Source organism: Rhodococcus oryzae, assembly GCF_005049235.1.
Lineage (GTDB): Bacteria > Actinomycetota > Actinomycetes > Mycobacteriales > Mycobacteriaceae > Rhodococcus_G > Rhodococcus_G oryzae.
Genome location: NZ_SUMD01000001.1, coordinates 544,130 through 568,678, shown reverse-complemented (window position 1 = coordinate 568,678; position 24,549 = coordinate 544,130). Strand labels below are relative to the sequence as shown.

General features: G+C 70.0%; 1 protein-coding gene. It reads left to right on the top strand.

Features of this window, described 5'->3' with window-relative positions:
* Window positions 1-188 precede the first annotated feature (188 nt).
* Window positions 189-24,500, top strand: a complete 24,312-nt coding sequence (locus tag FCG67_RS02560; protein ID WP_136906802.1) for a non-ribosomal peptide synthase/polyketide synthase — start codon at window positions 189-191, stop codon at window positions 24,498-24,500.
* Window positions 24,501-24,549: the final 49 nt, after the last annotated feature.

The following is a 24,549-nucleotide window of genomic DNA, read 5'->3' as shown; positions in this document are numbered from 1 at the left end:
TGTCTCGTAGTCTCCCGCACAGACACGCGCCGATCCGCGTGCGTAATTCGCGTGCCCAGCACTCGCCGTCGGCACTGAAGGACCACCGCCGCAAACCACACATTGCCCACACATCGCCCCGTCAACTGGACACTTGCCTAATCGCCGAGTCTCTTCGGGCTTAGCAATCATCTCGAGAGGTTCTACCCGTGGTTCCTGCACGCGACGCTGTCCGTGAGTCCGATCCCCGCCACTCGCATCCGCAGCTGGATGCGGACCGAGGTGCCGAGGCGTTCCCGCTGTCGGCTGCGCAGCGCGGGATCTGGTTCGCGCAGCACCTGCTGCCGGACGTGCCGATCACGATCGCCCAGTGTGTCGAGGTGGTCGGTGACCTCGACGTCGAGACCCTGCGGGCCGCGGGGGCCCTTGGCTCGCGGGAGATGGGCACCGGGATGCTGCGGATCGTCGAACGCGGCGGTGAGCCCGCCCAGGTCGTCGACGAGACGCTCAACGACCAGATGAAGGTCATCGACCTGCGGTCCTCGGCCGATCCGGCTCGGGCGGCCGAGGACTGGATGCGTGCCGAGTACAGCGCTCCGATCGACCTGTTGACGGACCGGTTGATCGAGTCCGCCGTCCTGCGGCTCGGGGACCACCACTACTACTGGTACGCCCGCATCCACCACATCGTGCTCGACGGATTCGGCGCGATGACGTACATGAACCGCGTGGCCGAGCTGTACACGGCGACCGCCGAGGGCAGACCCGCAGCCGAGCTCACGGCCAGTCCCGTCCGTGAGATCTGCGAGGACGAGGCTCGATACCGGGAGTCCACCCGGTTCGCCAAGGACCGCGAGTACTGGATGGAGCGGACCCGGGACCTGCCCGAGGCGATCAGCCTCGCCGCAAGCACCGCGGCGGTCGGCGCCTTCTCGCTGGTGGCAGGCGGGCCGATGGCCGCTGCGACCGAGGCAGCCATGGAGGGACAGGACTCCCAGTTCACCCCGACCGCCATCGCCGCGGTCGCGGCCTTCCTCTCCCGGCTGACCGGCGAGAGCGATGTCGCGCTGAGCCTGCCCGTGTCGGCCCGGACGACCGCGCGGATGCGCCGATCCGGCGGCATGGTCTCCAACGTGATCCCGCTGCGGGTGCAGGTCGGCAACGAGACGACCGTCTCGGACCTCGTCTCCCAGGTGCAGTTGGAACTGACCGGGGCGCTGCGCCACCAGCGCTACCGCCACGAGGACATCCGGCGCGGACTCGGCTCCGGTGCTGGACAGCGTGGATTCTTCGGTCCCGCGATCAACATCATGATGTTCCACAGCGAGATCCGCCTTGGCGCCCTGATCGGGCAAATGCGGGTCCTGACCACCGGGCCGGTCGAGGACCTGTCCGTCAACATCTACCCGAGCGTCGCCGGGAGCCGGCCCCACATCGACTTCGAGGCGAACCCGAACCTGTACACCGCCGAGGACCTGGACGGGCACCACGCGCGGTTCCTGGAGTACCTCACGCAGTTCGCCGCGGCCGATCGTGCCGCGCTGGTGTCCGATCTAGACGTGCTGCACGACGACGAGCGCGCGGAGCTGGTGCCGCTGCGTGGGCCCGCGGCCTCCGATGCCCGCCTGCTGCCGGACCTGTTCGCGGACGGTGCGACGGCAAATCCGGACGGCCTCGCGATCGTCGCGGGCGAGGATCGGGTCAGCTACCGCGAACTCGATGCCCGGTCGAACCAGCTCGCTCGGCTGCTGATCGACAGCGGCGTCGGCCCGGAGTCGTTCGTGGCCCTCTCCTTCGCCCGGTCGGTCGAGGCGCTCGTGGCCGTGTGGGCCGTGGCGAAGTCCGGTGCGGCTTTCCTGCCCATCGACCCGGAACTGCCCGTCGATCGCAAGTTGCACATGGTCACCGACTCCGGCGTCCTGGTCGGGCTCACCACGGCGGCGCAGCGCGGTGCGTTGCCGTCCTCGGTCGACTGGCTGGTCACGGACGACGAGGAGACGACCGCCCGGTACTCGGTGCTGCCGACGGATCCGGTCACGGACGCGGACCGGCGACGTCCGCTGCGCATCGGAAACCCGGCGTTCGTCATCTACACCTCCGGATCGACGGGGCTGCCGAAGGGCGTGGTGGTCACCCACGCCGGTCTGGTCAACTTCGCGGCCGCGGCGCGCCAGGAGCTGGCGATCACCTCGGCCTCCCGGGTGCTGCGTTTCTCGTCCGCCAGCTTCGACGCCTCGGTCTTCGAGATGCTGCAGGCCTTCACCGCGGGCGCGACGATGGTGGTGGCCCCTCCCGAGGTGTACGGCGGCGAGGACCTCGTGGACCTGCTGCGATCGGAGCGGGTCACCCACATCATCTCGGCGCCGACCGTGCTCGGGTCGGTCGACCCGAAGGGTCTCGTCGACCTGCAGGCGGTGGTCGTGGGTGGCGACGTCTGCACCCCGGACCTGGTCGGGAAGTTCGCCGACGTCTGCAGGTTCACCAACAGCTATGGGCCGACCGAGACGACGATCGTCATCACGACCGGCCGCCCGCTCTCGGTGGACGATCGGATCACCATCGGCGCGCCGATCCAGGGTGCGAGCGCCCTTGTGCTCGATCGCCTGCTCCGCCCGGTGCCGGTGGGGGCCGTTGGTGAGCTGTACCTGGCGGGCCCGGCGCTGGCCCGCGGATACCACGACCGGCGGGGGCTGACCTCCGACCGTTTCGTCGCGAATCCCTTCGCGGAGCCCGGTTCTCGGATGTACCGGACCGGCGACGAGGTCAGGTGGACGCCCGATCACGAGCTGATGTTCGTCGGACGCGCCGACCACCAGGTCAAGATCCGCGGATTCCGGATCGAGCTCGGCGAGATCGACGCCGCGTTGACGTCGCAGGACGGGATCGACTTCGCGGTCACCATCGCGCACGAGCGCAGCAACGGCGCGATCGCGCTGGTGTCCTACGTGCGTCCCCGGACCGGTCACGCGGTGGATCCGGCCGCTGTCATCACCCGCGCCGGGGAGTTCCTCCCCGGTCACATGCTGCCGTCCGCGGTGATGGTGATCGACCACGTCCCGCTGACCACCGCGGGCAAACTGGATCGGCGCGCGTTGCCCATCCCCGTGTTCGGCACCGCCACGGCGGAGTACCGCGAACCGGTCACCGAGGCCGAGAAGCTGATCGCGGAGGTGGTGTCGGAGCTGCTCGGCGTCCAGCGCATCGGTGTCGACGAGTCCTTCTTCGCGGTCGGCGGCGACAGCATCATCGCCATCCAGCTCGTCGCCAGGGCCAAGGCCCGCGGACTGCGGTTCTCGGCGCGGGACGTCTTCGAGCGCAAGACCATCGCCGAGATCGCCAAGATCGCAGTCGAGGTGGAGGGTTCGGAGAACGCTGCGCTCGAGGAGCTCGCAGGCGGGGGCATCGGAACGGTGCCGCTGACGCCGATCGTGCACTCGATGCTCGACCGCGGCGGCCCGGGCACGTTCTTCCAGGCGATCGCCCTCACCCTGCCCGACGGCGTCGACCACGCCTCGCTGACCGCCGCCGTCACCGCGCTGACCGATCGTCACGACGCGCTGCGCTCGCGGTTCCTGCCCGACGGCGATGGCTGGGTCTTCGAGACCCGGGCCGGCTCGCTCGACCCGGAAAAGCTGCTGCACAGGGTCACCGTCACCCCGGACGGCATGGCCGAAGCCCTGCTCGAGGAGTGCGAGACGGCTGCGGGCCGACTCGACCCCGCCGACGGAATCATGATCCAGTTCGTATGGCTGACAACGGAATCGGCGGACCGGCTCCTGATCGTCGCCCACCACCTCGTCGTCGACGGGGTGTCGTGGCGCACCATCGTCCCCGACCTCGCGCAGGCATGGATGCAGGCTTCCGCAGGCGCCGCCCCGGAACTCGCGCCGATCGGGACCTCGCTGCGCAGGTGGGCCCACGGCGTCGCCGATACCGCCGCCGCGAAGACGTTCGCAGGCGAAATGGACTACTGGACTGGTGTTCTCTCGGGTCCGGACCCGGCGCTCGGCGCCAGGGACCTCGACCCGGATCTGGACACGGTGAAGACCGCGGGCCGGGTGCGGGTGGAGCTGACCACCGCCGTCACCGAATCCCTGCTGACCGCCCTGCCCGCGGCCTTCCGATGTGGAGTCAGCGAGGGGCTGATCTCGGCACTCGCCGTTGCGGTGTCGGCATGGCGCCGGGATCGCGGGCTCGAGTTGCCCTCGCTCCTGCTGAACCTCGAGGGCCACGGCCGCGAGGACGAGGCCGTCGCCGGTGCTGACCTGTCGAGGACGGTGGGTTGGTTCACCAGCCTGTTCCCGGTGCGTGTCGACCTGACCGGGGTTGATCTCGCCGACGCCGTGGACGGGGGCGACGCGGCGGGCGCAGTGATGAAGGCCGTCAAGGAGCAACTGCACGCGGTTCCGAACCGCGGTGTCGGGTTCGGCGTGCTGCGGTACCTCGACGAGATGACCTCCCCGGTCCTCGCGTCATTGCCCGTGCCTCAGGTCAGTTTCAACTACCTCGGACGCACCGGCGCGGCCCAGGTGCCCGAGTCGATGCGGGGTCTCGGGTGGGTCCCGGACCCGGAAGCACCGGACCTCAACGCCGCCAGCGGTTCCGACCTGACCGTCGGGGCAGTGGTGGACGTCAACGCGGTGGTCGACGACGGAGTCGACGGGCCGCGGCTCTCGGCGACCTTCGCGTTCCCGACCGGACTGCTGACCGCCGACGACGTCGCCGAGCTCGCCGGCCTGTGGCAGCGTGCGCTGGTGGGGCTCGCGGCGCACGCCGAGCGGCCCGCCGCGGGCGGGTTCACGCCCTCGGACTTCCCGCTGGTCCGGGTGGGCCAGGCCGAGATCGAGCGGTGGGAGAGCCGGTACCCGCTGCTGTCCGACGTGTGGCCGCTCTCGCCTCTGCAGCGCGGCCTGCTCTTCCACGCCGAGCTGTCGGAGCAGACGGTGGACGTGTACACCGCGCAGCTGCGGCTGAACCTGGCGGGGGTCGTCGATTCGAGCAGGCTCCGTTCCGCCGCAACGGATCTGGTTCGGCGCCACGAGAATCTGCGTACCGCGTTCGGCTACGCGGAGGACGGTTCCGCCGTGCAGATCGTGGTCGAGCGAGTCGACCTGCCGTGGCGGGAGGTGGACGTCCGGGCGCTGCCCGAGCACGAGCGCGACGTGCGCCTGGAGAAGCTCCTGGACGACGAGCGGACCGCTCGGTTCCCGATGGACAGCCCGCCGCTACTGCGGATCCTGTTGGTGCGCACGGCGCCCGAGCGGTACGTGCTCGCTATCACCAATCACCACATCCTGCTCGACGGTTGGTCGATGCCGCTGCTGGTGCGGGAACTGTTGATCTCGTATGCCGCCGGCGCCGACATCGCGGGCCTGGCCCGGCCGCGCTCGTATCGCGAGTACCTCGCCTGGCTGGCCGATTGTGACACCGCGGCCGCGCACGCGGCCTGGGGTCACGCACTCGACGGCGTCACCGAACCCACCCTGCTCGCGCCTGCCCGCCTGCCGGGGGAGCAGGGACCGCTGCCCGAGGAGTTGGTCGTCGATCTGCCCTCCGGGCTGGAGGACGGGATCGGCCGGATGGCCCGCGAGCGCGGGGTGACCGTGAACACGGTGATCCAGGCGGCGTGGGGGCTGCTGCTGGCCCGGCTGCTCTCCCGCGACGACGTCACCTTCGGCGCCACCGTATCCGGGCGCCCGCCGCAGCTGGCAGGCGTCGAGTCCATGCTGGGCCTGTTCATCAACACCGTGCCCGTCCGCGTCCGAGTCGATCAGGACGAGTCGGTCTCGGACTTCCTGTCCCGGCTGCAGGCCGACCAGGCGGACCTGCTCGATCACCATCACGTCGGACTCGGCGACATCCAGGCTGCGGTCGGCCTGGGGGAGCTCTTCGACACCTTGACGGTGTTCGAGTCGTATCCGGTCGACAAGTCCGGATTCGACGAGAACACCGACATCGGCGGAATGCGGGTGCTCGACCTCGACGCACACGACGCGACGCACTTCCCGCTGACGCTGATGTCGATCCTCGACCCGCAGCTGCGACTGAACCTGCGGTACAGCCCGCTGTCCTTCGATCGGGATGCCGTGACGCTGTTGGCTTCCCGGCTGATCCGCATCTTGGACACGATGGCGGTGCACCCGGCCCTGGCGATCGGGGAGATCGACCTCTTCGCCGAGGGCGAGCGGGACCGGATGCTCGAATGGTCGCGGGGCGATCGGCTGCCCGCCGAAGTCCGGTCTCCGGTCGCGCTGTTCGGCGCGCAGGCGGCCCTGCGAGCCGATGCCGCGGCCGTGGTGGCGGGCGATCAGTCGCTGTCGTACCGCGAACTCGACCGTCGGTCGACCGCGCTCGCCCAGGATCTGATCCGGCGGGGCGTCGGTGCCGACGACGTGGTGGCGCTGCTGCTGCCGAGGTCGGTCGAGTGGATCGTCGCGATGCTGGCGGTGTGGAAGGCAGGCGCGGCCTACGCGCCGATCGACCCGACCTATCCGGTCGAGCGGATCGAGTCGGTCATCGAGAACAGCGGTGCGCGATGCGTGGTGAGCGGGTCGGCGCGGCAGTTGCCGGTCGCGGTCGTCGCGTTGGACGAGTTCGCCGCACCGGAAGGCGAGGTGTCGCGTCCGGCCGATCGGTGGCGGGAGCCGGGCGCGGGGCTGCGGTTGGGATACGTCATCTCCACCTCGGGTTCGACGGGTAAGCCGAAGCCGACGCTGGTGCCGATGGCGGGCATCGAGAACACGCTCGCGTGGTACCGCCGCCTGCTGCCTGCCGAGGGCGGGCTGCTGGTGGCGTCGTCGCCGAGCTTCGACCTGACCCAGAAGAACGTGTGGGCCGCGCTGACCGACGGCCGCACGATCCATCTGGCGGCGGACGGTTTCGATCCGTGGGACATCCTGCGGGTCGTCGGACGCGGCGGTGTCACGGTGGCGAACATGTCGCCGAGCGCGTTCGAGGCTGTCGTGGACACCGATGTCGACGGCGTCCTGTCCGGGCTGGAGCTGGTGGTCCTCGGTGGTGAGTCGATCCGGGTCGGCAAGATCGCGGCACTGATGAATTCGGATCTGCGGGTGGTGAACAGCTACGGCCCCACGGAGGCGTCGGACGTGGTCTCGTGCCACCCGGCGGCGGTCTCGGACGTGGCCAGTGTGCCGATCGGATCTCCGATCGCGAATCTCGACCTCTATGTGCTCGACGACCGGTTGCGGCTGGTCCCGCCCGGGGTTGCCGGTGAGCTCTACGTCGGCGGCGTCGGTGTTGGCCGCGGCTACGGGGGACGGTTCGACCTCACTGCGGACCGGTTCGTGGCCAACCATTTCGGGGCGCCCGGTGAGCGGATGTACCGCACCGGTGACCTGGTTCGCTGGAATGGTGAAGGACACCTGGAGTACATCGGACGGTCCGACTTCCAGGTCAAGCTGCGCGGGCAGCGGATCGAACTCGGCGAGATCGAGGCGGCGCTGACGCGCGGCGAGACGGTCGGTCAGGCCGCGGTGGTCCTGTGCGGCGGCGGGTCCGGCGAGTTCCTTGCCGGATACGTGGTGCCCGCGCCGAGCGCGGAGATCGACCGGGCGGGTGTGCTCGAAGCACTGGGACGCGACCTGCCCGCGTACATGGTGCCGTCGGTGCTGGTCGTCCTCGACGAATTCCCGCTGAACGCGAACGGCAAGCTCGATCGGAAGGCGCTGCCGGAACCCGAGTTCACGGGCGCAGAATTCGTCGCTCCCGCCACCGCCACCGAGATCGTGGTCGCACGGATCAGTGCGGAGTTGCTCGGGAAGCCTCAGGTCGGCGCATCCGATAACTTCTTCGACCTCGGCGGCAACTCGTTGCTCGCCACCCGTCTGCTCGCGCGGCTCGACTCGGAGCTGGGCGTGCGGGTGAGTGTGCGGGATCTGTTTGAGTCGCCGACGGTGTCCGCGCTGGCCGCTGCACTGGACGACGCAGTCGGAACGGGCACGCGCCGACCACTGGTCCGGGCAGAGCGTCCGGAGCGGATCCCGTTGTCACCGGCGCAGTCTCGGATGTGGTTCCTCAACCAGTTCGACACGGACTCGGGTGCGTACAACGTCGCGGTCGCGCTCCGGTTGAGCGGCACACTCGACATCGAGGCGCTGCGGGCGGCGATCGCGGACGTGGTGGGGCGGCACGAGTCGCTGCGCACCCGGTACCCGGATTCGCTCGACGGCCCCAGCCAGGTGATCCTCGCCGCGGACGACACCGATGTCGAGCTGCCGGTCGCAGCGGTGGCACCGGCAGAGCTCGCGGATCGGCTCCTCACGGAGATGGCAGGCGGGTTCGACGTCACAGCCGCGCCGCCGGTGCGGCTGCGCCTGTTCCGGGTGGCGGCAGACGAACACGTGCTCTCGATGGTGGTGCACCACATCAGCATCGACGCCTGGTCGATGCAGGCCCTGGCGCGTGACGTGATGGTCGCCTTCGGTGCCCGCGCGCACGGACTGGAGCCGGGGTGGGGACCGCTGGAGGTCCAGTACGCGGACTATGCGCTGTGGAAGCAGGAGATCCTCGGATCGGAATCGGACCCGCAGTCGCTGGTCGCACGCCAGCTCGGGTACTGGTCGCAGCGACTGGCGGGCATGCCGGACCTGCTGGCGCTGCCACACGACCACCGTCGCCCCCCGACGCCGAGCTACCGGGGCGCCGCGGTGCCCTTCACCATCGACGCCGACGTCTACCACGGCGTCCGGGAGATCGCGCGGCACGCCAACGCCACGCCGTTCATGGTGCTGCACGCGGCGTTGGCGGTGCTGCTCGCCCGGTTGAGCGAGTCCACCGACATCGCCATCGGCACCCCGGTCGCGGGCCGCGGCGAGTCCGCCCTCGACGACGTGGTCGGCATGTTCGTCAACACCCTGGTGCTGCGCACCGAGGTGGGCGGGGCGCGCTCGTTCGACCAGCTGGTCAGCGAGGTCCGCGCGGTCGACCTCGCTGCGTTCGGGCACGCGGACGTGGCGTTCGAGCGTCTGGTGGAGGTCGCCGCACCGGCCCGTTCCACCGCGCACCACCCGCTGTTCCAGGTGGTCTTCGCCTTCGAGGACCTGCCCGTCGACGGGTTCGCCCTGCCCGGACTGCAGATCGGGCGGGAGCCGCTCGACGTCGGGGTCGCGAAATTCGACCTGCAGCTGACGGTCAGTGAGCTGCTGGACGCCGAGGGTGCGGCCGCCGAGTTCGTCTACGCCACCGACCTGTTCGACGAGCAGACCGTGGTGGCCTTCGCCGCGCGTTTCCTGCGGATCCTCACCGCCGCGGTGCGCACTCCCGCGGCACCCGTCGGCGACATCGAGATCCTCGATGCGGCCGAGCGGGAGTCGCTGCTGGAGCTGGGCGGCGCTCCCTCGCGCCCCGAGCTGCCCGAATCGACCCTGGCGTCCCTGCTGGCCGACGCCGTCGCGGCCAACCCCGACGGGCACGCGCTGGTGTTCGAGGGGACAGCTCTGTCCTATGCCGAGTTGGATGCGCGCTCGAATCGTATTGCGCGCGAACTGATCGGCATGGGGGTCGCCCCCGAGTCGTGCGTGGCGGTGGCCCTCGAACGGTCGATCGAATCGGTCACGGCGGTGTGGGCGGTGGCGAAGGCCGGTGCCGCGTTCCTGCCGGTGGATCCGACGTACCCGGCCGAGCGGATCGAGCACATGCTCTCGGATTCGGGTGCTGTTGTCGGCGTGACCGTCGGACGGAACCGCCCCGCGCTCAGCGATGCGGTGCACTGGCTGGTGCTCGACGACGCGGCGGCGGTCGAGCGCATCGAGGGCAGGTCGTCTGCGCATGTCGCCGACGGTGATCGCCTGGGTGCGGTGCGGCAGGAGAACCCGGCGTACGTCATCTACACCTCCGGTTCCACGGGGGTCCCGAAGGGCGTCGTGGTCAGCCACGCCGGCCTCCGCGCCTTCGCCGACGATCAGCGCGGCCGGTACGGGGTGCGGACCGATTCACGGACACTGCATTTCGCATCGCCCAGCTTCGACGCGTCCGTCCTGGAGCTGATGCTCGCGGTGGGCGGTGCGGCCACGATGGTGGTGGCGCCGACGTACGTCTACGGCGGCGAAGCCCTCGCAGACCTGCTGCGCGAACAGCGAGTGACACACGCGTTCGTGACCCCCGCGGCTCTGGCCACGGTCGATCCGGCCGGGCTCGAGCAGCTAGAGGTCGTCGTCGTCGGCGGTGACGCCTGCGAGGCCTCACTGGTCGAGCGGTGGGCGCCGGGCCGACGGATGTTCAACGCATACGGGCCGACCGAGTCGACGGTTGTCGCGGTGCACTCGGACCCGATGGTCGCGGGTCGGCCGGTGGCGCTGGGTGGTCCCGTCGTGGGCACCGACGTCGTGGTGCTGGACGCCCGGCTTCATCCGGTGCCGGTCGGCGTCGCGGGAGAGCTCTACCTGTCGGGAGTCGGACTGGCGCGCGGCTACCACGCGCGGCTGCCGCTGACCGCGGAGCGGTTCGTGGCCAACCCGTTCGGAACCGCGGGGTCGCGGCTGTACCGGACCGGTGACCTGGTGCGGTGGACTCGGGACGGGGTGCTCGAGTACCTGGGCCGCACCGATGCGCAGGTGAAGATCCGCGGCCACCGAATCGAGTTGGGCGAGATCGACGCGGTGCTGTCCGCTCATCCGGACGTCGATTTCGCGGCGACGGTCGGATTCGAGGGCCCGGCCGGTGGCCGGTCGCTGGTCGCGTACGTGCTGCCGCGGGCGGGCACCGAGCTGGACACTTCCGTGTTGACCGCTTTCGTGCGGGATCGGTTGCCGGAGTACATGGTGCCGGCATCGGTGACGGTGCTCGAGGCGGTGCCGTTGACGCCGGGAGGCAAGCTGGATCGGAAGGCGCTGCCTGCACCGGTGTTCGAGGTACGCGAATACCTGCCGCCGCGCACGGCCACCGAGCAGGTGGTTGCCGACATCTTCGCCGAGGTCCTCGGGAGCGAGCGGGTCGGCGCGGACGACGACTTCTTCGCGCTCGGAGGCAACTCGCTCAGCGCCACCCAGGTTGTCGCTCGGCTCAACGCGACCGCGGGCACCGGACTCCGCGTTCGGGAGATCTTCGGCAGCTCCACCGTGGCCGGTCTCGCGGCCCTGGTGGACACGCACGAGGCCGCGGACCGGATCCCGCTCGTGGCGGGGAACCGGCCGGACCGGATCCCGCTGTCGCTGGCGCAGCAGCGGATGTGGTTCCTCAACCGATTCGACCCCGCGTCCGCGGTGTACAACATCCCGCTGGCGGTGCGCCTGACCGGCGAGTTGGACGCCGCCGCGCTCGCCGCCGCCGTGCACGACGTGATCGACCGGCACGAATCGCTCCGCACGGTGTTCCCGGACTCCGCTGACGGTCCGCAACAGCGGGTCCTGCCGGCGACCGAGGTGCCCGTCGACCTCAGCCCCGTCGACGTCGACGGCGAGGACGCGCTACGGAAGGCGATCGTCGAGCTCGTCTCCGGTGGATTCGACGTCACCGCCGCCATCCCGTTGCGCGGCGGCCTCTTCCGCATCGACACAGGCGACTACGTGTTGGTGCTCGTGGTCCACCACATCAGCGCCGACGGATTCTCGACGCTGCCGCTGGCCCGCGACCTGGTCACCGCCTATGCGGCCCGGACCCGCGGTGAGGGCCCGGGCTGGGCGCCACTGGCGGTGCAGTACGCGGACTACGCGCTGTGGCAGCGCGAGGTGCTCGGGTCCGAGGACCGCCTGGACTCGCTGGCGTCGGTCCAGCTCGCCTACTGGGCCGAGCGACTGGCAGGCGTGCCTGCCGTGCTCGACTTGCCCGCCGACCGACCCCGGCCTGCGGTCGCCTCCTATCGCGGTGCCCGCGTCGACTTCGTCGTCGACGCCGAGTTGGTCGATCGCCTGCGTGGGCTCGCGCTCGAGCACCGCGTGACCCTGTTCATGGTCCTGCACGCGGCGCTCTCGCTCCAGCTTGCCCGGCTCAGCGGCTCCACCGACATCACCGTCGGCAGCCCGATCGCCGGCCGCGGCGAGGCGGCGCTGGACGACGTGGTCGGGATGTTCGTCAACACCCTGGTGCTGCGCACCGAGGTCGATCCGACCGCGACTTTCGCGGACCTGCTGGCCCAGACCCGCGGGGTCGACCTGGCCGCGTTCGGGCACGCCGATGTGCCGTTCGAGCGCGTCGTCGAGGTCGCCAACCCGCCTCGCTCGCAGGCATATTCACCGCTGTTCCAGGTGGCGCTGTCGCTGCAGAGTCAGGGCGTCGGCTCGCTCGAGCTGCCGGACGTCCGGGTGACGATGCTCGACCAGGAGATCGACCTCGCGAAGACCGATCTCGAGCTGACCTTCCGCGAGAGCGAGGGGGGCATGTCGGGCTCGCTCATCTACGCGGCGGACCTGTTCGACGGCGACACCGCACAGCGGTTCGTCGAGCGCTTGGTGCGGGTGCTGGGTGCGGTCTCGGCCGACCCGTCGGTCTTGGTAGGCGAGGTCGACCTGCTCGAGCAGGGCGAGCGGTCGGTGCTCGCGGAGCGCGCGATCGCGGCGCCGCTGCCGGTGCGGCTGCTGCCGGAGATCCTCGGTTTCGGAGCGGCCGTCGACCCGGCGGCGGTCGCGCTGACCGCGAGCGGCACCGAGATGTCCTACGCGGAGCTGGACGGGTCGTCCAATCGTCTTGCCCGGCTGTTGATCTCGCGCGGCGCGGGGCCGGAGTCGTTTGTGGCGTTGGCGTTCCCGCGGTCGGTGGAATCGGTGGTCGCGATGTGGGCGGTCGCCAAGACCGGGGCCGCGTTCGTGCCGGTGGATCCGGCGCTGCCGGACGCGCGGATCGAGCACATGTTGACCGATTCCGGCGCGGTGCTGGGGCTGACAGTGGCCCGGGTCCGCGACGGGCTGCCGGGCCCCATCGAGTGGCTCGAGTTGGACGGCGAGGTGGCCGAGGGGCTACCGGACGGCCCGGTCACCGATCGGGACCGGACGGCGCCGGTGTCCGCGAACACCGCCGCGTACATGATCTACACGTCGGGGTCGACGGGCACGCCGAAGGGCGTGGTGGTGACCCACACCGGTCTCGCGACGTTCATGGCCGAGGCACGTCCGGAGCTGGCGATCACTGCCGCGTCGCGGGTGCTGCGACTGTCGTCGGCGAGCTTCGACGCGTCGCTGTTCGAGATGCTGTCCGCGTTCAGTACCGGCGCAACCATGGTGGTGGCGCCGCCGGAGGTCGTGGGTGGCGACGAGCTCGCGGTGCTGTTGCGGGACGAGCGGGTGAGCCATGTGATGAGCGCGCCCGCAGCGTTGGGAACCATGCGCGGCGAGGACCTGCCGGATCTCGAGATGGTGGGGGTCGGCGGTGACGTGTGCCCGCCGGAGCTGGTGGCGCGGTTGGCGCCGGGGCGCCGGTTCTTCAACGGCTATGGTCCGACGGAGACCTCCATCGTCATCACCTTGACGGCGCCGCTGTCGGTGGACGACCGAATCACCATCGGTGCACCCATCGGGGGAGCGGGCGCCGCGGTGCTCGATGCGCGGCTGCGGCCGGTCCCTCTCGGGGTTGTGGGTGAGCTGTATCTGTCGGGTGCCGGGCTGGCCCGGGGTTACCACGGCAGTTCCGCGATGACGGCGAGCCGGTTCTTGGCGAATCCGTTCGGCGCTCCGGGGAGTCGGATGTATGCGACGGGCGACCTGGTGCGCTGGACCGTCGACGGCCAACTGGACTTCGTGGGGCGTGCGGATTCGCAGGTCAAGCTCCGCGGGTTGCGGATCGAGCTCGGCGAGATCGAGGCCGCGCTGGCCGGCTGCGAGGGAGTGGCGCAGGCGGTCGTGATGGTGCACGAGGACCCGCACACCGGACAGCGGTTGCTCGGTTACGTGGTGGGTGAGGCGGATTCGGCGCTCGTACCGCAGGTGTTGCGTGATGGGTTGTCCGCTGTGCTGCCGGCGTACATGGTGCCGGCGCAGGTGGTGGTGCTCGACGAGCTCCCGCGCACGGTGGTGGGCAAGTTGGACCGGAAGTCCTTGCCGGTGCCGGAGTTGGAGGCGAGGGCCTTCCGTGCACCGTCGACGCCGATCGAGGAGATCGTGGCCGGCGTGTTCGCGGACGTGCTCGGCGTGGAACGGGTCGGCGCAGACGACGACTTCTTCGCCCTCGGCGGTAACTCGCTGATCGCCACCCAGGCGATCTCGCGGCTCGGTGCGGCGCTGGACGCGCAGGTGCCGGTACGCATCCTGTTCGAGGCGTCGTCGGTGGCGGCCCTGGCGGTGGCCGTCGAGCGGCACGCCGGTGCGGGCGGACGCACGGCGCTGGTCGCGGCTCCGCGCCCGGATCGAATTCCGTTGTCGCTTGCGCAGCAACGAATGTGGTTCCTCAACCAGTTCGATCCGCAGTCGTCGGCGTACAACGTGCCGATCGCGCTGCGACTGTCGGGTGAGTTGGACGTCGATGCGCTGCGGGCCGCGTTGGCCGACGTGCTCGAGCGGCACGAGTCCCTGCGTACCGTCTTCCCCGGCTCAGACGGCGGTCCGCGGCAGCGGATCCTGACATCCGCCGAGGCCGGAGTCGACATTGTCGGCCTCCCGCTCGCACCGGACGCGCTGATCCCGGCACTGACCGAGGTGGCCTCGGCCGGATTCGACGTCACGACCGGCGCTCCTGTGCGGGCGCGGCTGTTCGAGCTCTCCGACGCCGAGCACGTCCTCGTCGTCGTCGTGCACCACATCGCGGCCGACGGGTTCTCCGTCGGGCCGCTGGCCCGCGACGTGATGGTCGCCTACGAAGCCCGCAGTCGCGGACAGGCGCCGGGCTGGGCGCCGCTGGCCGTGCAGTACGCGGACTTCGCGCTGTGGCAGCGTGAGGTCCTCGGTTCCGAGGACGATCCGACGTCCCTGATCGCCGGTCAGCTCACCCACTGGCGGGACACGCTGGAGGGTCTACCGGACCAGCTGAACCTGCCGGGTGACCGGCCTCGGCCGAGTGTCGCCTCGTACCGTGGCGCGCGGCATCGCTTCTCACTCGACGCCGACCTGCAGCGCGGGCTGAACCGGGTGGCGCGGGAGAACCACGTCACGCTGTTCATGGTCGTGCACGCGGCCTTGGCGGTCTTGCTCTCGCGCCTGTCGGGTACGGACGACATCGCTGTCGGCACCCCGGTGGCGGGTCGCGGCGACGCGGCCCTCGACGACCTCGTCGGCATGTTCGTCAACACGCTGGTGCTGCGGACGGAGCTGGACCAGTCCGAGTCCCTCGCAGGGCTGCTCGCGCGCGCCAGGGAGTCGGATCTGCAGGCGTTCGGGCATGCCGATGTCCCGTTCGAGCGGCTGGTCGAGGTCCTCAACCCGGCTCGCTCGCAGGCCCGTCACCCGTTGTTCCAGGTGATGCTGGTGTTCCAGAACTTCGCGGAGGCCTCGCTCGAGCTGCCGGGGCTGACGATTTCGGGAGTCGACTACGACGCTGCGGCTGCCAAGGTCGACCTGCAGCTGACGATGTCCGAGGTAGACGCGGCGGGCGGGGGAATGCTCGCCGAGTTCGAGTACGCAACAGATCTTTTCGACGAGTCGACAGTCACCTCGTTCGCCGAGATGCTTCAGCGGATCCTGTCCGCGATGGTGACCGACATGTCCGTCGCCGTCGGCGACGTCCAGATTCTCGACGAGGCCGAGAGCGCCCGTGTGCTCGGGTGGTCGCGGGGCAGGTGCTCGCCGGTCTCGGTGACGTCACCGGTGTCGTTGTTCGGTGACCGGGTGGACCGGTTCCCCGACGCGGTCGCGGTGGCGGCCGGTGACGAATCGGTGACCTACGCGGAGCTCGACACACGATCGACGGCGTTGTCGGCCGAACTGGTCCGGCTGGGTGTCGGCGTCGACGATGTGGTGGCGCTGGTGCTGCCGCGGTCGGTGGAGTGGGTCGTCGCCATGCTGGCGGCATGGAAGGCCGGTGCGGCCTACGCGCCGATCGACCCGGCGTACCCGGCGGATCGGATCGAGTCGATCCTCGACGACACCGGTGCGCTGTGCGTGGTGAGTGCGTCGGCAAGGGACCTGCCTGTCCCGGTCGTCGCCATGGACGAGTTCGCGGGGACGGGTGAGGTTTCCGCGCGTCCCGTCGACCGGTGGCGGGAGCCGGGGGCGGGGCTGCGGCTGGGCTACGTCATCTCGACATCCGGGTCGACGGGCAAGCCGAAGCCGACGCTGGTCCCGATGGCCGGCATCGAGAACACCCTGGCCTGGTACCGACGAGAACTGCCCGCCGTCGGCGGACTGTTGATCGCGTCCTCGCCGAGCTTCGACCTGACGCAGAAGAACGTGTGGGCCGCGCTGACGGAGGGGCGCGCGATCCATCTCGCCGCCGACGGCTTCGACGCGCGGGACATCCTGCGGATTGTCGAGGCAGGCGCCGCGGTCGGGTCGGGTGTCAGGGTGGCGAACATGTCGCCGAGCGCGTTCGAGGCGGTCGTCGACACCGACACCGACGGGATTCTGTCCGCACTCGAGGTGGTCTTCCTCGGTGGCGAGGCGATCCGGCTCGGCAAGTTCGAGACGCTGATGAATTCCGGTCTGCGGGTGGTCAACAGCTACGGACCGACAGAGGCCTCGGACGTGGTCTCCGCCTTCGACGCGGCGGTCACCGACGGCTCCGGCGTACCGATCGGATCCCCGATCGCGAACATCGACCTGTTCGTGGTGGACCGTCGGATGCGGCTGGTCCCGGCCGGTGTGGAGGGCGAACTCTACGTCGGCGGCATCGGCGTGGGTCGCGGCTATGGGAACCGGTTCGGCCTGACGGCGGACCGGTTCGTGGCCAACCCCTTCGGGGACAACGGTTCCCGGATGTACCGCACCGGTGACCTGGTGCGGTGGAACGGTGACGGCAACCTGGAGTACATCGGGCGGTCCGACTTCCAGGTGAAGTTGCGCGGTCAGAGGATCGAGCTCGGAGAGATCGAGGCCGCGCTGGTCGAGCATGGTTCGGTCGGACAGGCTGTGGTCGTACTGCACCACGACCGGCATCTCGGTGACCGGTTGGTGGGCTATGTGGTGGCGGTGCCGGGTGAGACCGTCTCGGCGGATGACCTGAGGTCGGCGCTGGCGAGGCGGTTGCCTGCGTACATGGTGCCCTCGTCGGTGACGGTGCTCGATCGGATTCCGTTGAGTGCCAACGGCAAGGTGGATCGGAAGGCGCTACCGGCCCCGGTGTTCGAGGTGCGGGTCTTCCGGGCGCCGTCGACCCCGATCGAGGAGATCGTGGCCGGGGTGTTCGCGGATGTGCTCGGCGTGGAGCGGGTCGGTGTCGACGACGACTTCTTCGAGTTGGGTGGCAACTCGCTGATCGCGACCCAGGTGGTTTCGCGGCTGGGCGCGGCGTTGGATGCCCAGGTCCCGGTGCGGGTGCTCTTCGAGGCGTCGTCGGTAGCGGCGCTGGCCGTGGCCCTCGAACAGCACGCGGGTTCCGGTGGGCGCCCCGCGCTGGTGGCGGGCCCCCGGCCGGAGCGGATCCCGCTCTCGCCCGCGCAGTCCCGGATGTGGTTCATCAACCAGTTCGACACCGCCTCGCCTGCCTACAACATTCCGGTCGCGGTGCGGCTGTCGGGCGAGCTCGACGTCGCGGCCCTGCGGGCGGCCGTCGGTGACGTTGTCGAGCGGCACGAGTCGCTGCGGACGGTGTTCCCGAACTCGGCGGACGGCCCGTCCCAGGTGGTCGTCGGCATCGACGACGTCCGGTTGGAGCTGGACGAGGTGGCGGTGTCGGCGGACGGCTTGATGGCCGCGTTCACCGGCTTCGCGCTGCGCGGCTTCGACGTGTCTGCGGAGATCCCGTTGCGGGCAAGCCTGTTCCGCGTTTCGGAGACGGAGCATGTCTTCGCGTTCTCGGTCCACCACATCTCGTCCGACGGATTCTCGGCGGGGCCGTTGGCGCGGGATCTGATGGTGGCGTACCTCGCGCGGACCGAGGGGCAGGCCCCGACGTGGGCGCCGCTGACGGTGCAGTACGCGGACTTCGCGCTGTGGCAACACGAGGTGCTCGGGTCGGAGGACGACCCGGAGTCGCCTGCGGCGGTCCAGCTCGGCTACTGGGTCGAGCAGCTGGCCGGGGTGCCCGCACTCCTGGAACTGCCGACGGACCGCCCGCGGCCGCCGGTGGCGTCGATGCGCGGTGCACGCACCGACTTCACGATCGAGGCGGAGCTGCTGGGGCAGCTGACGGAGCTGGCTCGGGAGCGTCAGTCCACGCTGTTCATGGTGCTGCACGCGGCGCTGACGGTGCAGCTGGCCCGCCTGAGCGGGTCCACTGACATCACCGTCGGCAGCCCGATCGCCGGTCGGGGCGACGCCGCGCTCGATGACGTGGTCGGCATGTTCGTCAACACCCTGGTGTTGCGCACCCAGGTCGACCCGACTCTGACCTTCGCCGAGTTGCTGGCGCGGACCCGTGCGGTGGACCTGGCCGCGTTCGGCAATGCCGATGTGCCGTTCGAGCGGGTCGTGGAGGTGGTGAACCCGCCTCGATCGCAGGCGCACCCGCCGCTGGCCCAGGTGGCCCTGTCGCTGCAGAACCAGGGGTTGGCCTCGTTCGAGCTGCCGGGCATCGAGGTGTCGGCGCTCGAGGCGGACGCCGCTGTCGCGAAGATGGACCTCGAGCTGACCTTCCGGGAGAGCGCGGACGGCCTGGCCGGTTCGCTCACCTACGCGGCGGACCTGTTCGACGAGTCCACGGCGCGAGTCTTCGTCGAGCGCCTGATGCGGTTGCTGGGATCGATCGTGGCCGAACCGACCGTGGTGGTCGGCGAGCTGGACCTGCTCGACGAGAGCGAGCGGGCGACCCTGGCGCAGCGGGCGCTCGCGCGACCGCTGCAGCCGCGACTGCTGCCGGAGATGCTCGCCGCCGGCGCGGCACTGGACCCGCAGAAGGTCGCGTTGACCGCGAGCGGCACCGAGATGACCTATGCGGAGCTCGATGGGACGTCGAACCGTATTGCGCGGCTGTTGATCTCGCGGGGTATCGGGCCGGAGACGTTCGTGGCGTTGGCGTTCCCGCGGTCGGTCGAGTCGGTGGTCGCGATGTGGGCGGTCGCCAAGAGCGGGGCCGCGTTCGTACCGGTGGACCCGGCGCTGCCGCTCGCACGGATCGAGCACATCCTCACCGATTCCGCCGCGGCCCTTGGGCTGACTGTCGCCGGGGTCCGCGAGGATCTGCCTGGCACCACCGAATGGCTCGAGCTCGACGGCGCGACGGCCGACGGGCTCTCGTCCGCCCGGGTCACCGACCGCGACCGGACGGCGCCGCTGTCCGCGGACAACGGCGCGTACATGATCTACACCTCGGGTTCCACCGGCCTGCCGAAGGGTGTGGTGGTCACCCACACCGGGCTGTCCGCATTCTCCGCGGACGCCCACCCGGAGATGGTCATCACCGCCAAGTCGCGGGTGCTGCGCCTGGCCTCGGCCAGCTTCGACGCCTCGATGTTCGAGATGCTGACCTCCTTCAGCGCCGGCGCCACGATGGTGGTGGCGCCGCCGGAGGTCGTCGGTGGTGACGAACTCGCGGGGCTGGTGCGCGAGCAGCGGGTGAGCCACCTGATGAGCGCGCCCGCGGCGATGGGGACCATGCGTGCCGAGGACCTGCCCGACCTGGAGATGGTGGGCGTCGGCGGCGACGTCTGCCCGCCGGAGCTGGTCGCGCGGTTGGCGCCGGGACGACGGTTCTTCAACGGTTACGGCCCGACCGAGACCACCATCGTCGTCACGCTGACGGGGGCGTTGGCCGCCGGTGACCCGATCACCATCGGCGCGCCGATCGGCGGCGTCGGTGCGGTCGTCCTCGACACTCTGCTGCGGCCGGTGCCGATCGGCGTGGTCGGTGAGCTCTATACGTCCGGCGCCGGGCTGGCGCGCGGCTACCACGACCGCGCCGGGCTCACCGCGAGCAAGTTCGTGGCCAACCCGTTCGGTGAGGCAGGCACGCGGATGTACGCGACCGGCGACCTGGTGCGCTGGACCGCCGACGGCGAGCTCGACTTCATGGGCCGCGCCGACTCGCAGGTCAAGCTTCGCGGTCTGCGGATCGAGCTCGGCGAGATCGAGTCCGCCCTCCTGGCCTGCGCCGGGGTGGCGCAGGCCGTGGTGACGGTGCACGAGGACCCGCACACCGGACAGCGGTTGCTCGGCTATGTTGTCGGCGACCAGGAGATCGCGCTCGACCCGCAGGAACTGCGCACCCAGCTGTCGGGATCGATGCCGGCGTACATGGTGCCCGCCCAGTTGGTGGTCCTCGACGCGCTGCCGGTGACGGTCAACGGCAAGCTGGACCGAAAGGCGCTGCCGGTGCCTGCCTTCGAGGCCGTCGCATACCGGGCGCCGTCGACGCCGATCGAGGAGATCGTGGCAGGCGTGTTCGCCGATGTGCTCGGGGTCGAACGCGTCGGCGTCGACGACGACTTCTTCGCCCTCGGCGGTAACTCGCTGATCGCCACCCAGGTGATCTCGCGGTTGGGCGCGGCGCTGGACGCGCAGGTGCCGGTCCGGGTGCTCTTCGAGGCGTCGACGGTCGGCGCCCTCGCGGTTGCGGTGGAGCGTCACGCGGGCGAGGGCGGGCGCCCCGCTCTGGTGGCGGGTCCTCGGCCGGAACGTATTCCGCTGTCACATGCACAGCAGCGGATGTGGTTCTTCAACCAGTTCGACACCAGTTCGCCCGCGTTCAACATCCCCCTCGTAGTGCGCCTGAGTGGCGCGCTGGACACCGCGGCGCTGCGCGCGGCCATCGCCGATGTGGTGGAGCGGCACGAGGCGCTGCGCACGGTCTTCCCGGACTCGGCGGAGGGACCGCAGCAGGTGATCCTGTCCGCTGCCGACGTGGTGCCGCAGCTCGAGCCGGAGCGCATCGACGAGGACCAGATGTGGTCTCGGCTGATCGGGATCGTCGGCGGCGGGTTCGACGTCGCCGCGGCGGTCCCATTGCGGGCCGGCCTGTTCCAGCTCGACGAGGACGAGTTCGTGCTCGCCATCGTCCTGCACCACATCTCCAGCGACGGTGGGTCCATGGCACCCATGTCGAGGGACATACTCGTCGCCTACGAGGCGCGTCGCATGGGCCTCGAGCCCGGCTGGGCGCCACTGGCGGTGCAGTACGCGGACTATGCATTGTGGCAGCGAGCATTGCTCGGCGATCAGGACGATCCGAACAGCTTGTCCGCCAAGCAGATCGGCTACTGGACAAAGCAGCTCGACGGGGCTCCCGACCTGTTGGAGCTCCCGACCGACCGGCCGCGCCCCGCGGTCGCGTCGAACCGCGGCGGCTACGTCGACTTCGTGCTGTCCGCGGATCTCGCGGATCGGATCGACCGTCTGGCCAGGGAACACAACTCGACCTTCTTCATGGTGGCCCACGCTGCACTCGCGGTGCTGTTGTCGAGGCTCTCCGGCAGCGACGACATCGTGATCGGAGTGCAGGTCGCCGGCCGAGGTGAGGAGGCCCTCGACGACCTGATCGGCATGTTCGGCAACACGTTGGTACTGCGCAACCGGGTCGAGGCCGCGACCGCGTTCACGGACTTCCTCGACGAGGTCCGCGCGAACGACATCGACGGCTTCGCCCACGCTGACACCCAGGTCGAGCAGTTGATCGAGGTGCTCAACCCGAGGCGGTCGACCGCCTACTCGGCGCTGTTCCAGGTGCTGCTCGTGGTGCAGAACTTCGCCCGAGCGGAGGTCACGCTGCCTGGGCTGACGGTTGCCCCGATCGACGCGGTACCCGACGGGGCGAAGCTGGACCTTCAGTTGACGCTGTCGACCGAGTTCGACCAGGAGGCGCGACGCACCGGGATCCGGGGGGTGTTCAACTACGCGCGTGACATCTTCGACGAGTCGACGGTGGTCGGCTTCACGGAGAAGTTCACCGCGATCCTCGAGGCGGTCACCAAGGACGCAACGCTGACTGTCGACGCGATCGAACTGCGCAGCGACACGGAACGTTCCGAGATGGAGCGCTGGAACGAGACCGATGTCGTCGTACCCGCACTCACGCTCGTCGATGCCTTCGAGGCACAGGTCGAACGCACGCCCGATGCGACTGCGCTGCTCTTCGGTGAGCAGGAGCTGACCTACCGGGAGTTCGACCGAGAGGCGAACAGGCTGGCGCGCCACCTGGTCTCGATCGGTGTCGGGCCCGAGACGCTGGTCGGGCTCGGCATGTATCGCTCGGTCGACCTGATGGTGGCCATGTACGCCATCCTCAAGGCCGGCGGCGGCTACCTGCCCATCGATCCGGAGCATCCGGACGACCGCACCGAGTACGTCGTGGCGACCGCGAATCCGGTTGTGGTGCTGTCGAGATCGCAGGACGCCGGTGACCTGCCGGCCTCGGTCGACGTGGTGGAGATCGACAGGCTCGACCTGTCCGGCTTCGCCGACACCGCGTTGACGGATGCGGATCGTCTCCGGCCGTTGCGGCCGGCCAACGTCGCGTACGCGATGTTCACGTCGGGGTCCACCGGCCGGCCGAAGGGTGTGACTGTCACACACGGTTCGGTGGTGAATCAGATCGCCTGGATGCAGGGCCAGTACCCCCTTGGTCCGTCCGACACCGTGCTCCAGAAGGCCCCCGTCACCTTCGACGTGTCGGTGTGGGAGCTGTTCATGCCCCTGCAGGTGGGCGCCCGCACGGTGATCGCGAAGCCGGGCGGACATCGGGACCCCGAGTACCTGGTGGCCGTCGCCGAGGAACGGTCGGTCACGATCATGGAGTTCGTGCCGTCGATGCTCGACGTCTTCCTGGCCGATCCGCAGCTGCAGCTGCCTGCGTCGCTTCGGTACGTCCTCGCCGGTGGTGAGGAACTCCCTGCCGAACTGGCTCGTCGCTTTGCGGCCCGGTCCATCGCCGTGCTCGACAACACCTACGGGCCCACCGAGGTCACCGTGACCTCGACTGCGCACCGGATCGGGCCCGACGTCGGTGCGGTGGTGCCCATCGGTCGCGGGGTGTGGAACACCAGGGCGCATGTGCTCGACTCACGGCTGAGGCCGGTACCGGTTGGCGTACCGGGTGAGCTCTACCTGGCAGGCGCGCAGCTGGCCCGCGGCTATCACGACCGGGCGGACCTGACGGCGGAACGGTTCGTCGCCGATCCGTGTGGAGGTCCCGGTGAGCGCCTGTACCGAACCGGCGACCTGGTCCGGTGGAACTCCGGCGGCGAGCTGGAGTTCCTCGGCCGCACCGACTTCCAGGTGAAGCTGCGCGGACTGCGGATCGAACTCGGCGAGATCGAGGCCGCGCTGGTGGCAGACCCGTCGGTGCGGGCGGCGGTGGTCGTCGTGCATTCGGGGGCCTCGGGCCAGCAGCTGATCGGCTATGTGGTCGGCGAGGGCGAGATCGACACCGCGGCACTTCGCCGGGGTATGTCCACGGCACTCCCGTCGTACATGATCCCGGAGACGATCATGGTGCTCGACGAGTTCCCGCTCAGCGCGAACGGCAAGCTGGAGCGCCGGGCGCTGCCGGTTCCGGAGATTGCGGCACGCGAGTACCGGGCCCCCGTGTCCGCCACGGAGCAGGCGGTCGCGGCGGTGTTCGCGGAGCTGCTCGGTGTGGAGCGAGTGGGGTTGGACGACAACTTCTTCGAGCTCGGTGGCAATTCGCTGATCGGCATGCGGGTGGTCGGTCGGCTGCGGACCGAACTCGAGACCGTGGTCCAGCTGCCGTGGCTGTTCTCCGAAGCCACCCCGGAGGCGCTGGCCCGGCAGATCGACCATGGCGCCGACGACGTCGTCGGGCAGGCCTTCGACATGCTGTTCCCGATCCGCGCGGCGGGGTCGAAGCCGCCGGTGTTCTGTGTCCACCCGATCGTCGGGCTGGCGTGGTGCTACGTGGGAATGGCCCAGCACATCGATGCGGACCGTCCGATCTACGGGCTGCAGACCCCGGCGGCGCAGGGCGACGGTGAGCTGCCCGGTTCGATCGAGGCCGTCGCCGAGCTCTACCTCCGCGAGATCCGTCGGGTGCAGCCGTCTGGCCCGTATCACCTGCTCGGGTGGTCCCTCGGTGGCACGATCAGCCATGCGATCGCGGTGCAACTGCAGGAACAGGGCGAGGCGGTGGAACTGTTGGCGATGCTCGACAGCTTCACTGCGGAGACCCTGCCGACCTCGCCGAACGGCGCGGTGACGATGGCCGAGGTCCTCAGCGGCATGGGAATGGACGGAGTCGGTGATCAGCTGGTCGCGGACGTCACCCTGCCCCAAGCGGTTGCCATGTTCGGCCAGCTGACCGGGCAGAGCGAGGAGGAGGCCGCCGAGGTCGTCGGGCGCCTGCTCGCCGCTGCCCAGCACAATGCGGGCCTCACCGCGTCGTACCGGCCGGGAGTGTTCGAGGGCGATCTGCTGTTCTTCACCGCGGCCGAGGACGACCCGACGGGGCGGTTTGCGGCCACGGGCTGGCAGTCGTACGTCAGTGGCGATGTCCGCAACCATCGCATCGCCAGCACCCACTGGGGAATGACGTCGCCTGCCGCACTGAATGTCGTCGGACCCGTCCTGAAGGAGCACACCGGCGGGAACCGGGACCGGTAGGGAGGGCCCCGGTCGGGACATGAAGTCGCCCACCGACCCCGCAATCGCG